The sequence below is a fragment of the Blastococcus sp. SYSU DS0552 genome (genome assembly GCF_054050815.1).
Map to the genome: position 1 here is coordinate 13,932 of NZ_JBJHAB010000016.1, position 14,106 is coordinate 28,037.

The following is a 14,106-nucleotide window of genomic DNA, read 5'->3' on the forward strand; positions in this document are numbered from 1 at the left end:
CTCGACCGGGTCGAGGGTCAAGCATCGCCCGCCGGGCGGACGGACTCCAGCGACCGGCGGACGGCCCCGGCGATGTTTCCGGCGTCCAGCAGGTCGTCGTCGGTGGTGGCCCGGGCGCGGCGCAGCTCGGTGGTGAACTCGGCAAGCGCGGCATCGGCCCGGCGGACGGCCTCGGGGTCGGCCGTCGCGCCGCCGACCGAGCGGAGCACGTCCGCCAGGGCGGCCAGGGCCCGGGACGCCGCAGGTCGCAGCCGCGGCCCCAGCGGGACCGTCTCCCGGTCGGCGAGCTCGGTCTCGGCGATCAACTGGGTGAGGTCCTCGACGAGCAGCGTCAGGCGCTCCAGCGCCCGGGCCTGCCGGTACTGACGGTCGGCCGCCTCCCGGTACCGGGTCGCGCGGCGGTTGCCCCGGCGGGCCTCGTCGGTCTGGCGGACGGCGTCGCGCATGTGGGCCAGCAGCGGGTCGAGCGTGCGGATCCGGCCGCGCCACTCGTCCTGCGTAGGTGGGTGGTCCTGCCGCAACCCGTCGACCAGGTCGTCCAGCTGCCCGGCGAGGGCGTCCCGCAGGGTCGCGAGCGACTGTTCCGCCGGTGCCAGGGGAAGCGGCGGGAAGGCGGCGGTCACGGCGAGGCCGACGAGCGCCCCCATGAAGGTGAGCCCGAGGTAGCCGAGCACGTACGCCGTCGTGTTCTCGTTGCCGAAGAGCAGGATGAACAACGCGGCCGTGGACAGCCAGCTGCTGGCGCTGCCCAGCCACTCCCACCCGGAGAGCACGACGCTGACGGCGATGACGACGGCGAGGGTGACCAGCCGCTGGCCGATCAGCACGTCGCCGACCAGGGCGACCCCGGCACCCAGCGCGATGGCGGCGACCGTCTGCACCGACGAACGGACCGAGCCGGCCAGGGTGGACGCGGTGGTGGCGATGACCGCGCCGAGCGGGGCGTAGTACGGGTAGTCCGAGAGGGGGCCGGGGACCAGGAGGGCCAGCCACCAGGCGAGCGTGGCCGCGACGGCGGCTCGCACCGCCAGGCCGATCCGGGGGTGCCGGGCCCAGGTGCGGCGCGCCGACCCCCACCAGGAGCGGCGGTGCCCGGACCCGTCGCCGGAGCGCGAGCTGGAGTGCTGCATCACCGTCCCGTCCGTCGCCGGGAGGTCGTCCTCCCGGACCTGGCATTGCACCACGGCGGGCGGGGACGCGCTGCCGCGGCCGAGCTCGTGGTCAGCCCGTGGGCGCGGCCTCGTCGGCGTGCGCGACGTGGGCCAGCTCGCGCCAGATGAGCGCGAGGATCACCGCCGAGCCGACGAAGGCGAACCAGAACGGCCCGGTGATGCCCCACACCTTGGCGATGACGCCGCCGAGCGCCTGGCCGGCGACGATCCCGCCGAACACGCCGATGTAGTAGAGGCTGCCCACCCGGCCCTGCAGCTCCGTGGGCACCGCCCGCATGCGGATGGTCCGTGACGTCGTCCCCCAGACGAAGAGGTGCGCGCCGAAGACGAACAGGATCGTCGCCGCGACCCACGGGACCGTGGTCAGCGCCAGGCCCAGGTGCGTGAGGGTCTCGATGACCAGCCCGACGCGCATGAGCAGGGCGAGGTCGGCGCGCCGGGCCAGCCAGTCGTAGGACGCGGTGCCGAGCAGGCCCCCCACCGCCGTCACCGTGGTCAGCAGCCCGAACCCGATCGCGCCGAGCCCGAGCCGGTCGGTCGCGTAGAGCACCAGCACCGACCACGCGGCGCCGTAGGTGACGTTGAAGGTGACGATCGTGATCGTCAGCGTGCGCACCGGGCCATTGCCCCACGTCCAGCGCAGCCCCTCGACGATCTCCCGGCCGACGTGCCGCCCGCCCGGCGCGCGGGGGAGCGGGGGCAGCGCCATGCGCACGAGCAGCAGCGCGCCGAGCGCCACGCACAGCCCCTGCACCAGGAACGGCCAGGCCGAGCCCGCCGCGAACAGCACCGCGCCCAGGGCAGGGCCGGCCATCTGGTTCATGGTCAGCGCACCGGCCATCATCCGGGCGTTGCCGACGCCGAGGTCGGCGCGGTCGACGACCATCGGCAGCAGCGTCCCGGAGGTCGTGTCGGCGAAGACCTCGGCGGTGCCCAGCAGGAACATCGCGGCGAGGACCACCGCGATGCCCGCTCGGCCGGTGACGAGGGCGAGCGTCAGCACGCCGAGGACGACGGCGCGCGCCACGTCGACGGCGATCACCAGCAGGCGGCGGTCCACCCGGTCGGCGAGCACCCCGGCGTAGAGGCCGAACAGCAGCCAGGGCAGCCGCTGCAGCAGGGCGGCGAGCGCGACGAGGAAGGGGTCGCTGGTCTGGGACGCCACCAGCAGCGGCCCGGCGGCCAGCGCGATGCCGTCGCCGAGGTTGGTCACCCAGGTGGAGCCGACCAGCCAGCGGAACGGCGTCCCCATGCGCGCCGGGAGCACTGCTTCGACGACCCGGCCCACGAGGTGAGGAGCTTAGGCGGGTGGGGTGGGGCGGGATCCCGCCCCGTCAGCGGGCTGCAGCCTGCTCGGCGTTGTGCTCCAGGACGGCGTCGATCCAGAAGCGCAGGTCCTCGTCCGCGGCGAGGGCGGCCCCGTCGACGGCGATCCACCCCTCGCCCATCGACCGGCCGGCGCCCATCTCGGCCCGGCGGGCCCCGGCCACCTCGAGGCAATCGGCATCGCGGCCGCGGGAGACGCGCACCAGCAGGTCGCCGCCGCCGGCCGAGACGCAGGCCACCATCTTCTCGTCGACCATGAACGCGAGGCCGCCGAACATCTTCACCTCGCGGACGGCCTTCTCCGCGGGGAGGGCGTCGCGGACGCGGTCTGCCAGTGCGACGTCGTAGGCCATGCGCGGTCCTCTCCTCCGGGACGCCGGCAGCCTAGGGCCTGCGGTCATCGCTCGGACGGTCTGCGCTCCTCCCCGTCCCGGCGCCCGGACGGTTGCCCCAGCCGGACGCGCAGGACCGGTACGCCGTCGCCGTCGAGGTGGTCGAGCGCGGCCGGGCGGCCGGTCATCGCGAGCAGGAGCGCATCGGCGTTCCCGCGGACGGCGGGGCCGGTGCCGTGCGCCCAGTCGAGGTCGTCCGCCTCGAACCGCAGCCCGTCCAGCGTGCCCTTGCGGACGAAGCCACCGTCGGCCACCAAGGTCAGGGACGTCCGCAGGCGCTCCTCGGGGACGTCGCGCGCGATGCTCAGCGGCCAGCGGATGTCCAGGCCGTGCACGAGGAGGTCGGTGAGGGGCGCCTCGGGGCCTGCCCCGGGCGGGGTGAACCGCGAGCCGGCCTTCCGGTGCAGCACCTCGACGAGCTCGCCGAAGGGCCGGCGCGCCGGCTCGCGGGTCACCCGGACGTTCGCCCGGTCGAAGTTCCCCCGGCACGCGAGCATCGCCAGCACGAACTTCGGGGTGCTCACCTCCAGGGGCACGACCAGGTGCGCGACCACGTCGTGCACGGTCCACGTGCTGCAGAGGCTCGGCGTCGCCTGCTGCTCACCGGTCAGCCCCGACAGGAGGGCGGCCAGCTCGCGGCGATCTCCGCGAACGTGTCCACGCCGTCATCGTACCAGCGGTGCGCCTGGCCCGGGGCCGGTTGCTGCCCGGGCCGCACGTCGGCCGCGACAGGAGCCACAGCGCCAGCAGGACCTCGCCGAGGAAGGTGAACTGCGCGACGGTCGGCCAGGACCCCGCCGAGAGCACCGCCCCGGCGCTGTCGAACGCGTAGCCCAGGCCGGCCACGACCAGGAGCACGCCCAGCCCCCGCGGTGCGGCGCCCCACCGGTGGGCCAGCACCCCGACGAGCACCAGGTGGACGCCGAACAGCAGCAGGCCGGTGTTCCAGATGGCGTCGAACCGGTCGATCTCCGCTGCGCCGAGGACGGCATCGGTGGCGAGCAGGTTCGCCGCGGCCGCCAGGTGGCCGATCGCGACGAGGAACACGGCGGTGTACACCAGCCGGCAGACCGCGGCCAGCAGGGACAGCCGGGCGTCGACCGGCGCGAACACCTGGTGGAGCGCCCAGGCGACGACGACGTCGAGGACGGCCACCCCGATCAGGCACAGGATGCCGGCGCGGAACAGACCTTCGGCGGCGAGGACGTCGGTGGCGGTCCGCCCCGGATCGCCGGGCGTCACCAGACCCTCCACGGCGGCGCCGTAGCCGACGGCCGCCAGCGCCGCCATCAGCAGGAGTGCGGTGCCGGCGACGAGGTCCGCGCGGCGGTCCAGCTCCCGCCGCGCGACGTGCAGCTGCGCCGTCGTCACCGGCCGGCCTCCGATACCCGGAGGAAGTCGACGACGCCGAAGAGCCGGTGCATCCGCTGCTCACCGGGCGGGAAGAACCGGTTCCCCTCGTCTGCCGGAACCAGGCGCGGCCGCTGCACCGGCACCGACCGGCCCTCGTGCTCGACGGTGGCGCTGCCGGCCGCCAGCACGTTGGCCACCCAGTCGGCGCCCGGGCCGTAGGGCAGGGCGAACAGGAAGCCGTCGTCGGTCGGCACCGCGACGGCCGGCGTCCGGTAGGCGGCACCGCTCACCCGGCCGCGGTGGTGCACTACCGACGCGTACGCACCGGGCTGCCCGGCCGTCTCCAGCTGGCGGGGGTTCGTGACGTCGCGGTTGAACCTGCGGACGGCGCGTTGGACGGGCCCCCACTTCGCGCGGAAGGACTCCACGAACAGCGCGGTCAGCAGCAGGAGCAGCGCTGCGCCGATCCGGATGGCACCCATGGCATCTCCCTTACGGTGTAAGGATCCCTTACGTCGTAAGGTAGCGAGCCGGCGCGGACGTGTCCAGGCCGTCGGCCACCGACCTCAGCTGTGGCCGACGCGCCGGTCGAGCCCGTCGAGGAGGAGATCCAGGGCGAACTCGAACTCGGCCTGGTCGTCGCACCAGCCGAGGACCCCCTCGGCCTCGTGGACGGTGTCGGCGAGCATGCCGGCCAGGTGCGGGTACCGGTCGGCCAGCTGCTCGAGCATCGCCATCGCCTCCTGCCCACCGGTCTCCGGATTCGCCGGGGTGAACAGCTCGCGGGTGAAGCCCAGGGCCCGGGAACCGAGCGCGTGCATGGCGTGGTGGGCCAGGTCGTAGGAGAAGCCGCCCGCCCGCAGGATGCCGAGCAGCCCGTCGTAGTAGCCGACGATCTCGGCGTTCATGGCGGTCCGCGTCTCGATGACCGGCGGCGCCCAGGGATGCCGCAGCAGTACCTGGCGGGCCGTGAGGACGCGGGCCCGCAGCGCCGCCCGCCAGTCCTCCGCCGGGTCCGGGCCCACGCCGTCCACGGCGGCGACGATCTCGCCGATCACCACCTCGACGACGCCGTCGAGGACGGCCTCCTTGTTGGCGACGTGGTGGTACAGCGACATGGCCTCGACCCCGAGCTCCTGGGCCAGCCGCCGCATGGTCAGCGCGGCGAGGCCCTCGCGGTCGGCGAGGTCGACGGCAGCCTGCAGCACCCGCCGGCGGGTCAGCGCCGAGCGGGCGGGAGCGTCGGTACGGGGTGCCATGGACCACCTGTCCGCGGGGGATCGACCCGTACACCGTAAGGAGCGCCGGGCGGTTGGTGGCTCACGGCAGGCGCAGGACGCGGGCCTCCCAGGGGCGCAGCTCGGCGGGGTCGTCGTCGGCCATGTTGCCCAGCACCAGCTCGGCGGCCGGCGCCTCGGGCAGCAACTCGGCCAACCGGTACGGCGTCCGCGACAGGTTGCAGACGACGAGCAGCTCGACGCCACCCAGCGAGCGGGTGAACGCGTACACCTCGTCGTGGTCGGGCAGCAGCATGGTGAAGTCGCCCAGGGCGACGACGTCGTCGGTGTGGCGCAGCGCGATGAGCCGCCGGTAGTGGGCGAGCACCGAGGTGTCGTCGTCCCGCTGTGCCGCCACGTTCCACTCCACGTGGTCGGGGTTCACCGCCAGCCACGGCGTCCCGGTGGTGAAGCCGGCGTGCGGCGAGGCGTCCCACTGCACCGGCGTGCGGGCGTTGTCCCGGCTCATGCACCGCAGCGCGGCCAGCACCTCCGCCGGGTCGTGGCCGGCGGAGACGGCGTGCACGTGGTGGTTGAGCGACTCGACGTCGGCGAACTCCTCCAGCGAGGTGAACGGGTAGTTCGCCATCCCGATCTCCTGGCCCTGGTAGACGTACGGCGTCCCCCGGTGCAGGTGCAGCAGGGTGGCGAGGCAGGTCGCCGAGTCGCGGCGGTACTGCGGTGAGTCGTCGCCGAACCGGGACACCGCCCGCGGCTGGTCGTGGTTGTCCCAGTAGAGGGAGTTCCACCCCACCTCGGCCAGGCCGGCCTGCCAGCGGCCGAACGAGGCCTTGAGGTCGCGCATCCGCAGCGGGTGGACGTCCCACTTCGACGTCCCGTGGTCCAGCCCCACGTGCTCGAACTGGAAGACCATGTCCACCTCGCCGCGGGCCGGGTCGGTGAACAGCCGGGCCTGCTCGACGGTCACGCCGGGCATCTCGCCGACGGTCAGCAGCTTCTCGGAGCGCCCGGCGAATACCTCCCGGTGCATCTCCTGCAGGAACTCGTGGATCCGCGGCCCGCACAGGTAGGACGCCGAGCCGTCACCCAGCGACGAGCCGGGCAGCGGCGGCCCGTCGTGCAGCTCGCCGGCCGGTCCGACGTCCTTGCTGATCATGTTGATGACGTCCATGCGGAAGCCGTCGACCCCGCGGTCGAGCCACCACCGCATCATCTCGTACACCGCCTGCCGCACCTCCGGGTTCTCCCAGTTGAGGTCGGGCTGCCGGCGGTCGAACAGGTGCAGGTAGTACTCGTCGCTGGCCTCGTCGAGCTCCCACGTCGGGCCGGAGAAGAACGACTGCCAGTTCGTCGGCTCCGCGCCCGGCGCGCCGGGCGCCATGCCGTGCCGCGCCGGCCGCCACCAGTACCAGTCACGCTTGGGCGAGTCCTTCGACGAGCGGGACTCGATGAACCACGGGTGCTGGTCGCTGGTGTGGTTGACCACCAGGTCCATCACCAGCTTCATGCCGCGGGCGTGGAGTGCCTGGATCAGCTCGTCGAGCTGCTCCAAGGTGCCGAAGAGCGGATCGATGTCCTGGTAGTCGCTGATGTCGTAGCCGTTGTCGGCCTGCGGCGAGGGGTAGACCGGCGAGAGCCACAGGACGTCGACGCCGAGGTCGGCCAGGTGGTCGACGTGCAGCAGGATCCCGCCGAGGTCGCCGATGCCGTCGCCGTCGGAGTCGGCGAACGAGCGCGGGTAGACCTGGTAGACGACGGCACGGGTCCACCACGGGGGCTGCTCGACGGGCATGTGCCCAGCCCAGCACGCCGGGCGGCCCGCCGCACGGTCAGGGCGCCGGGAACCCGTGGTGCACGGCCTCCACGTTGTTGCCGTCGGGATCCCGGAAGAAGACGCCGTAGTAGCCCGGGTGGTACTCGGGCCACTCCCGCGGCTCGTGCAGGATCTCCGCGCCCGCCGCCCGCGCCGCGGCGAACACCTCGTCGACGGCTGCGCGCGAGGGTGCCGCCAGCGCCAGGTGCACCGGGCGGTGGCCGGTGTCCTCGGCGGGGCTCGTCCACAGCTGCGGCTGCCCGTCGGGCCCGGCCAGGCCGATCACCGGCCCGTGCGGGGTGTCGATGCGCATCGCCTCGCGGACGCCGCAGGTCGCGAAGACGCGCTGGTAGAAGGAGGCCGCCGCCTCGGCGTCGGCGCACTGCAGGCCCAGATGGTCGATCATGCCCGCCGACCGTAGCGGCGCGGGCGCCCCTCGGGCACCGGTCCGTCGCGCCGGCCGGAAACCGGGTGGGGATCCGTCGCACCCGTCGTCCAGGATGGGCCCCGACCCCGGGAGGTGACCTGTGACGCTGCCGCGCGCCCTGGCGCCGCTCCGGCACACCTCCTACCGGTTGCTGGCGGCTGCGATGGCGCTGTCGCTGCTCACCCAGGGGCTGTGGTCGATCGCCATGGTCTGGCAGGTCCTCGGCCTCGACGGTGGCCCGGGGGCGTTGTCCCTGGTCGCTGCGCTCAGCTCCGGCGGCATGCTGGTGACGACGCTGCTCGGCGGGGCGCTGGCCGACCGGGTACCCCAGCGGCGGCTGCTGCTGGTCGTCGCGCTGCTGCAGGGCGGCGCGGTCTCCGTGGCGGCCGCGCTGTCGCTCACCGGCGTGCTCGAGCTGTGGCAGCTCGCGCTGGTCTCGCTCGTCGACGGCGTCGCCCTGGGGATGTTCTACCCCGCCTACTCGGCGCTGGTGCCCGCCCTCGTACCCGCGGAGGACCTGCTCGCGGTCAACGGGTTGGAGGGCGCGGTCCGCCCCGTGCTGGGCCAGGCGGCCGGGCCCGCGGCGGCCGGCTTCCTCGTCGCCGCGTGGTCCCCGGGCGCGGCGCTGGCGGTCACCGCCGCGACCGCCTTCCTCGCCGCCGCCTTCCTGTGGGCCCTGCCCAGCACCGCGGTGCGCCGCCGACCGGCCGAGGACGGCGACCCGCGGCCCGGCCTGCTCGCCGACGTCCGCGAGGGCGTGCGCTACATGGTCGCCACCCCGTGGCTGCTCGCGACGCTGCTGTTCGCCGCTTTCATGCTGCTGGCCTTCATCGGCCCGTTCGAGGTGCTCGTCCCGTTCGCCATCGCCGACGCCGGCGGCGGGGCCCGCCAGCACGCCTGGGTGCTGGTCGCCTTCGGCTTCGGCGGGGCGCTGGGCTCGCTCCTGGTCGCCTCGTGGCGGCTGCCGCGCCGCTACCTCACGGTGATGACCCTGCTGTGGGGCCTGGGGTGCATCCCGCTGGTCGCGTTCGGCTTCACCACCGACCTCGTCGTCATGCTCGCCGCGGCGGCCGTGGTCGGCGGCACCTCGCAGGCCGGCATGGTCATCTGGGGCACGCTGCTGCAGCGCCGGGTCCCGGGCGAGCTGCTGGGGCGGGTCTCCAGCCTCGACTTCTTCGTCTCGCTGAGCCTCATGCCGCTGTCCATGGCGCTCGCGGCGCCGCTGGCCGAGCTGGTCGGGCGCTCCGGCGCCTTCCTGGTGGCGGGTCTCGCCCCGCCGGTGTTCGCCGTCATCGCGATCTGGGCCGCGCGCCTCCCCGCCGACGAGATCGCCCACCCCCTCGACGTCGGCGCCCCGGCGGCCGTGGAGGAGCCGCCCGGCCCGGCCGCTGCTTGGATGGGGGACGACGACGCCGGGACAGCCCCGGCGCGGGAGGGAGAACCGTGGCCGAGCTGACCCGACCGGACGTCGAGCCGCCCACCGGGCCGGCGCCCGACGACCTGGTGATCGAGGACCTCGTCGTCGGCGACGGCCCCGAGGCCAAGGCCGGCGACCTGGTGAGCTGCCACTACGTCGGCGTCACCCACGAGGGTGGCGAGCAGTTCGACGCCTCCTGGGACCGGGGCGACCCGCTGGAGTTCCGCGTGGGCGTCGGCATGGTCATCCAGGGCTGGGACGAGGGCATCGTCGGCATGAAGGTCGGCGGCCGCCGCCGGCTCACCATCCCGCCGCACAAGGCCTACGGCGACCGCGGCGCCGGCGGCGTGATCAAGCCCGGCGCCACGCTGGTCTTCGTCGTCGACCTCGTCGGCATCCGCTCCTTCACCGGCGGCTGATCTCGCGGCCGACGCGGCCACGGAATGGTTGAAGAGGCAACGACGTTGGTCCGGGCATGCAGGTAGAGGTCTGGTCCGACGTCGTGTGCCCGTGGTGCTACATCGGCAAGCGCCGGCTGGAGTCCGCGCTGGAGAAGTTCCCGCACCGCGACCAGGTCGAGGTCGTGTGGCGCTCCTTCCAGCTCGACCCGAGCGTCCCCGAGGGGGAGACGCACCCCACGCTGCCGGCCCTGGCGCGCAAGTACGGCACGACCGTCGAGCAGATGCGCGAGAACATGGCGCAGGTCGAGCAGGTCGCCGCCGGTGAGGGGCTGGAGTACCACCTCGCCGACGCCGTCAGCGGCAACACCCTGCTGGCCCACGAGCTGCTGCACCTGGCCGCCGAGCACGGCAAGCGCAACGAGCTCAAGGAGCTCCTGCTGCACGCCTACTTCGAGGAGGGCCGGCCGGTCTTCGACGTCGACTCGCTCGTCCCGTTCGGGGTGCAGGTCGGGCTGGACGAGGCCGAGATCCGGGAGGCGCTGACCGACCGCCGCTACCTGGCCGCGGTCCGGCAGGAGGGCGCCACCGCGCAGGCGCTGGGGGCCACGGGCGTGCCGTTCTTCGTCGTCGACCGGAAGTACGGGGCCGCGGGCGCCCAGCCGGCCGAGCTGCTGCTGCAGGTGCTGGAGCGGGCCTGGGCCGACGCCCACCCGCTGGTCACCGTTCCGGCCGCCGAGGGCTGCACCGACGACGGCTGCGCCGTTCAGCCCAGTAGCTGACCGACCGCGCGCAGCGCCTGCTCGGCTCCGGTGTCCAGCTCACGGACGACGTCGGTGGCCGAGCGCTCGGCGGTGACCAGGCCGACGGCCTCCCCGGCGTAGACCGGCGCGGTCGCCGGGTCCCCGGTGCGCCGGCCGTCCACCACGGACTGCCGGGCCTCGGCGTCGTGCACCAGTTCCCCCTCGCGGCCGTGCCAGACCCGGGAGAAGTCGTTGACCAGCGCCCGCCCGGGCCAGCGCTCCGGCCAGGCGAGCCCCTCCGCGACGTCGAAGGCGCGGGTCAGCACCGTCTCCTCGCCGGTCGCCTGCCGCACCCGCGCCCGCGCGGCGGCGGAGTTCAGCCCCTCGGTGCACGACAGCAGCGCCGTCCCGATCCACACGCCCGCCGCGCCGGCGGCAAGGGCGGCGGCCATCCCGCGGTCGGTCGCGATGCCGCCGGCGGCGACGACCGGGCGATCGGTGAGGGGGAGTACCTCCTGCAGCAGCGGGAGCAGGCCGCGGTGCCCGGTGTGCCCGCCGGCCTCGGTGCCCTGCGCGATCAGGACGTCCACGCCGGCGTCGAGCGCGCCCCGCGCGTCGGCGACGGTGTTGACCTGGGCGCAGACGGCGATCCCGGCATCGTGCAGCGCCGGCACGTAGGGGGCCGGGTCGCCGAAGGAGACTGACACCAGGGCCGGCCGCGCGGCGACCGTCGCCTCGAGCAGGTCGGGCCGGTCGGCGAGCGTCCACGCCATCAGCCCGACGCCGAAGGGCAGCCCGTCGGCGCGCGGGATCGCGCACTGCTCGGCGAGGAAGTCGGCGCTGTGCTTCGCGCCGATCCCGATCATCCCGAGCCCGCCGGCGCGGGACACCGCGGCAGCGAGCCCCCCACCGGCCACGCCGGCCATCGGGGCCCCGATGACCGGCGTGGTGAGGGAGAAGCGGCGGGTCAATGCGGTCGTGAGCACCTGCCCATCGTCTCGCTGACCCACAGCGGAGTCACTGGGTGGCGGGGCCGCCCTGCTCGGTGCCCTGCAGGCGGCCGAGGAACTCGTGGCAGCGCTTCGCGCGCTGGGAGTCCTGCTCCATGACCTCGCGGAAGAACGCCGCGACGTCGTCCAGGCCGGCGTTCTCGGCGTCCCGGACGTACTGGCCGTAGTCGTGCCCGGCCTTGAGCGAGTGGTACTGGACGGAGACGAGGTCGTAGAAGACGTCCTCGAAGCCGGTCTCACCGGTGGCCATCGGTCCTCCTCGGTTCAGGTGTGTGGGACGAGGCCGCCCTACCCCGGAAGAACCGGTTCGTCACACGGTCAGGCCGGCGGGGTCTCACCGAACGCGCCGCCGGTGACGTCGCTGCCGCCCGCCTCGTCCTCCAGGTTCTGGCTGGTGGGCAGCTCGTCCTCGCCGCTCGACGTGGCGTCGTCCCCGGCTGAGGCGAGGTCGGCGCCCTCGCCGTAGGCGCCCGGGTCGGCCTGCAGGGTCCGGGGGTCGTTGAGCGGATCGGGGTTGTCGGGATCGGTGACGGTCATGGACGCCTCCTTTCCCGGGGCGCCGTGCGCCAACCCCTCGACGGATACGTAACACATGTGTTACGCATCCGGCGTGGAGGCGCTCCAGGCACTGGCGGACCCGACGCGGCGCGAGCTGATCGCGCTGCTGGCCGGCGGGGAGCGGACGGCGGGCGAGCTGGCGGCGCCGTTCCCGGTCAGCCGCCCCGCGATCAGCCGGCACCTGCGCGTCCTCCGCGAGAGCGGGCTGGTCCGGGTGCGGGCCGAGGGGCGGGAGCGCCGCTACGCGCTCGACCCGAAGCCGCTGCGCGAGCTCGACGAGTGGCTGGAGCCCTACCGCGACCTGTGGGCGCACCGACTGGACGCCCTGGACACCGAGATCGCCCGCGGCCGGCGGGCGCGCAGGGACGGAGGACCGACATGACCCCACGAGGCAGCGACCTGGAGACCCGGCGCGGCGTCGTCACCACCGAGCCGGACGGCCGGCAGCGGCTGGAGTTCCGCCGCAGCTGGCCCGACCCGATCGAGGACGTCTGGGCAGCGCTCACCGAGCCCGACCGCCTGGCCCGCTGGATCGGCACCTACGAGGGCGAGCGCGGCCCCGGTGGCACGGGCACCTTCACGATGACGCACGAGGACGAACCGGTCGGGGAGCCGATGGCGATCGTCGAGTGCGACCCGCCGCGCCGGCTGGTCGTGCAGTGGACCCAGGAGCAGGACGGCCTCGGCGTCTGGCGCATCGACCTGGACCTGTTCGTGGAGGGCGAGCGGACCGTCCTGCGCTTCGTGCAGTTCTTCGCCGCCGGCCTCGACGTCACCGACTTCGCGATGGGCTGGCACTGGTACCTCGACAAGCTCGATGCCGAACTCGGCGGCCGCCCGGCGCCGGGCGACTGGGCGGCCTTCCTCGCCGAGACCGGTCCGGGCTACGGGCGACCCGCCGGGGCCTGATCGGTCACCTGGACCGGGTCCGGGCCGGTCCACGGGCCGAGCCGGCCCAGCAGGCGCTCCCGCGAGGCGAGCCGGGGGCCTGCCTGCACCGGGTAGGCGTCGTAGCCGGCGGTGAGGTCCCGGGCGGCGTGCACGGCGAAGTTCGGGTCGTCCTGCGCCTCGCGCGCCACCGCGACCAGGTCGGCGGCCCCGCCGGCGACGATCGCCTCGGCCTGCCGGGCGTCGACGACCAGCCCCACGGCCATGGTCGGGATGTCGGCCTGCTCACGGATCGCCGCGGCGTAGGGCACCTGGTAGCCGTAGCCGATCGGGTGCTCCCAGCCCCCGCCGATGCCGCCGCCGGAGACGTCGACGGCGTCCACCCCGCGGGTGCGCAGCTCCCGGGCGAAGGCGACCGTGTCCTCGATCGTGAGCCCGTCGCCGGAGCCGTCGACGGCGGAGACCCGCACCAGCAGCGGCTTGCCGGCGGGCCAGGCGGCGCGCACCGCGTCCACCACCTCGAGCGGGAACCGCATCCGCGCCTCGCGGGAGCCCCCGTACGAGTCGTCGCGCCGGTTGGTGAGCGGGGAGAGGAACTGGTGCAGCAGGTAGCCGTGCGCGGCGTGCACCTCCACGACGTCGAACCCGGCGGCGTCGGCCCGTCGGGCGGCGGCGGCGAACGCCTCGCGCACCCCCGCCAGCTCCGCGACGGAGAGCGCGTGCGGCACCGGCCACCCGTCCCCGGCCGGCACGGGGGACGCCGAGACGGTCGGCCACGGGGCCTCGCCCGGGCGGGCGTCGTCCTCGGTCACCGGCCCCGAGCCCTCCCACGGCCGACGGCTGCTGGCCTTGGCGCCGGCGTGCGCCAGCTGGATGCCTGCCGCCGTCCCCTCGGCGTGCAGGAAGTCGACCACCCGGGCCAGCCCGGGTACGTGGTCGTCGGACCACAGGCCGACGTCGCCGTGGCTGATCCGCCCCTCCGGGGTCACCGCGGTGGCCTCCACGACCACCAGCCCGAAGCCGCCCAGGGCGAACCGCCCGAGGTGCACGAGGTGGTAGTCGCCGACCCGGCCGTCGGTCACCGAGTACTGGCACATCGGGGCCACGGCGAGGCGATTGCGGAGCGTAACGTCGCGGAGACGGAGCGGCGAGAGAAGCGCGGGAGAACTCACGAAGTGTGGCGAACACCGCCTCCCACCAGCCTGTTCCGAGCTGAGCGGTAGACGTCCTATACGTAACATTTGTCTCGTTACGGGCGCATGTCTGCGCTTGTACGCTGACCCGATCCGCACGGCCGTCCCGCGGCCGCGGCTCGTAGGGCACCACCGTCGGAGCGGGAGTCCGCCCCGGCGACGCAGAGGATGGAGACGC

General features: G+C 74.4%; 18 protein-coding genes. 5 read left to right on the forward strand and 13 right to left on the reverse strand.

The window, feature by feature from the left end; genetic code table 11:
• Positions 1-17 precede the first annotated feature (17 nt).
• From ACI8AG_RS15640 to ACI8AG_RS15680, 9 genes are all read right to left on the reverse strand, one after another.
• The gene (locus tag ACI8AG_RS15640; RefSeq protein ID WP_456597775.1) at positions 18-1,130 is read right to left on the reverse strand and encodes an FUSC family protein; all 1,113 of its coding nucleotides are present in this window, start codon (positions 1,128-1,130) and stop codon (positions 18-20) included.
• Positions 1,131-1,221: 91 nt separating this feature from the next.
• Entirely contained in the window at positions 1,222-2,460 is a 1,239-nt protein-coding gene (locus ACI8AG_RS15645; protein WP_456597776.1) for an MFS transporter, read from the reverse strand.
• A 46-nt stretch (positions 2,461-2,506) separates the two neighbouring features.
• Positions 2,507-2,851, reverse strand: a complete 345-nt coding sequence (locus tag ACI8AG_RS15650; RefSeq protein WP_456597777.1) for a TfoX/Sxy family protein — start codon at positions 2,849-2,851, stop codon at positions 2,507-2,509.
• A 44-nt stretch (positions 2,852-2,895) separates the two neighbouring features.
• Positions 2,896-3,522: a maleylpyruvate isomerase family mycothiol-dependent enzyme gene (locus ACI8AG_RS15655; RefSeq protein WP_456597831.1), complete on the reverse strand. Its 627-nt coding sequence runs from the start codon at positions 3,520-3,522 to the stop codon at positions 2,896-2,898.
• Positions 3,491-4,261 (reverse strand): DUF4386 domain-containing protein, encoded by a 771-nt coding sequence (locus ACI8AG_RS15660; RefSeq protein WP_456597778.1) that lies wholly within the window; start codon positions 4,259-4,261, stop codon positions 3,491-3,493. The genes ACI8AG_RS15655 and ACI8AG_RS15660 overlap by 32 nt, the downstream gene beginning before the upstream one ends.
• Complete coding sequence (locus ACI8AG_RS15665; RefSeq protein ID WP_456597779.1) at positions 4,258-4,725, reverse strand: nitroreductase family deazaflavin-dependent oxidoreductase; 468 nt, start codon at positions 4,723-4,725, stop codon at positions 4,258-4,260. The genes ACI8AG_RS15660 and ACI8AG_RS15665 overlap by 4 nt, the downstream gene beginning before the upstream one ends.
• Before the next feature lie 84 nt (positions 4,726-4,809).
• Positions 4,810-5,502: a TetR/AcrR family transcriptional regulator C-terminal domain-containing protein gene (locus tag ACI8AG_RS15670; protein WP_456597780.1), complete on the reverse strand. Its 693-nt coding sequence runs from the start codon at positions 5,500-5,502 to the stop codon at positions 4,810-4,812.
• A gap of 61 nt (positions 5,503-5,563) precedes the next feature.
• A complete protein-coding gene (locus ACI8AG_RS15675) occupies positions 5,564-7,273 on the reverse strand; it encodes a glycoside hydrolase family 13 protein (protein WP_456597781.1) in 1,710 nt (569 codons plus the stop codon).
• A gap of 37 nt (positions 7,274-7,310) precedes the next feature.
• Positions 7,311-7,700 carry a VOC family protein gene (locus ACI8AG_RS15680; protein ID WP_456590066.1) on the reverse strand — a complete coding sequence of 130 codons (390 nt, stop codon included), beginning with the start codon at positions 7,698-7,700 and terminating at the stop codon, positions 7,311-7,313.
• A gap of 121 nt (positions 7,701-7,821) precedes the next feature.
• On the opposite strand from ACI8AG_RS15680, the gene ACI8AG_RS15685 reads away from it, so the two are divergent.
• From ACI8AG_RS15685 to ACI8AG_RS15695, 3 genes are read left to right on the forward strand one after another with little or no spacing between them, the layout of a single operon-like run.
• A complete protein-coding gene (locus ACI8AG_RS15685; protein WP_456597782.1) occupies positions 7,822-9,177 on the forward strand; it encodes an MFS transporter in 1,356 nt (451 codons plus the stop codon).
• Positions 9,165-9,557 carry an FKBP-type peptidyl-prolyl cis-trans isomerase gene (locus ACI8AG_RS15690; protein WP_456590068.1) on the forward strand — a complete coding sequence of 131 codons (393 nt, stop codon included), beginning with the start codon at positions 9,165-9,167 and terminating at the stop codon, positions 9,555-9,557. Before ACI8AG_RS15685 ends, ACI8AG_RS15690 begins: the two co-directional genes overlap by 13 nt.
• A 56-nt stretch (positions 9,558-9,613) precedes the next feature.
• Positions 9,614-10,318, forward strand: coding sequence for a DsbA family oxidoreductase (locus tag ACI8AG_RS15695; protein WP_456590069.1), 705 nt, complete (start codon positions 9,614-9,616; stop codon positions 10,316-10,318).
• Here ACI8AG_RS15695 and ACI8AG_RS15700 read toward each other — a convergent pair.
• From ACI8AG_RS15700 to ACI8AG_RS15710, 3 genes are all read right to left on the reverse strand, one after another.
• A complete protein-coding gene (locus ACI8AG_RS15700) occupies positions 10,303-11,265 on the reverse strand; it encodes an NAD(P)H-dependent flavin oxidoreductase (protein ID WP_456597783.1) in 963 nt (320 codons plus the stop codon). The genes ACI8AG_RS15695 and ACI8AG_RS15700 overlap by 16 nt on opposite strands.
• 31 nt (positions 11,266-11,296) lie before the next feature.
• Positions 11,297-11,539 carry an acyl carrier protein gene (locus tag ACI8AG_RS15705; RefSeq protein WP_456590071.1) on the reverse strand — a complete coding sequence of 81 codons (243 nt, stop codon included), beginning with the start codon at positions 11,537-11,539 and terminating at the stop codon, positions 11,297-11,299.
• A gap of 68 nt (positions 11,540-11,607) precedes the next feature.
• Entirely contained in the window at positions 11,608-11,826 is a 219-nt protein-coding gene (locus tag ACI8AG_RS15710; protein ID WP_456597784.1) for a hypothetical protein, read from the reverse strand.
• A 55-nt stretch (positions 11,827-11,881) separates the two neighbouring features.
• Between ACI8AG_RS15710 and ACI8AG_RS15715 the strand changes: the two genes are divergently transcribed.
• A complete protein-coding gene (locus ACI8AG_RS15715; protein ID WP_456597785.1) occupies positions 11,882-12,229 on the forward strand; it encodes an ArsR/SmtB family transcription factor in 348 nt (115 codons plus the stop codon).
• On the forward strand, positions 12,226-12,756 hold the full coding sequence (locus ACI8AG_RS15720; protein ID WP_456597786.1) for an SRPBCC family protein: 531 nt from the start codon (positions 12,226-12,228) through the stop codon (positions 12,754-12,756). The genes ACI8AG_RS15715 and ACI8AG_RS15720 overlap by 4 nt, the downstream gene beginning before the upstream one ends.
• On the opposite strand, the gene ACI8AG_RS15725 is transcribed toward ACI8AG_RS15720, so the two are convergent.
• The gene (locus tag ACI8AG_RS15725) at positions 12,732-13,907 is read right to left on the reverse strand and encodes an NADH:flavin oxidoreductase/NADH oxidase (protein ID WP_456597787.1); all 1,176 of its coding nucleotides are present in this window, start codon (positions 13,905-13,907) and stop codon (positions 12,732-12,734) included. The two genes, ACI8AG_RS15720 and ACI8AG_RS15725, sit on opposite strands and share 25 nt — an antisense overlap.
• Between the last annotated feature and the right edge of the window lie 199 nt (positions 13,908-14,106).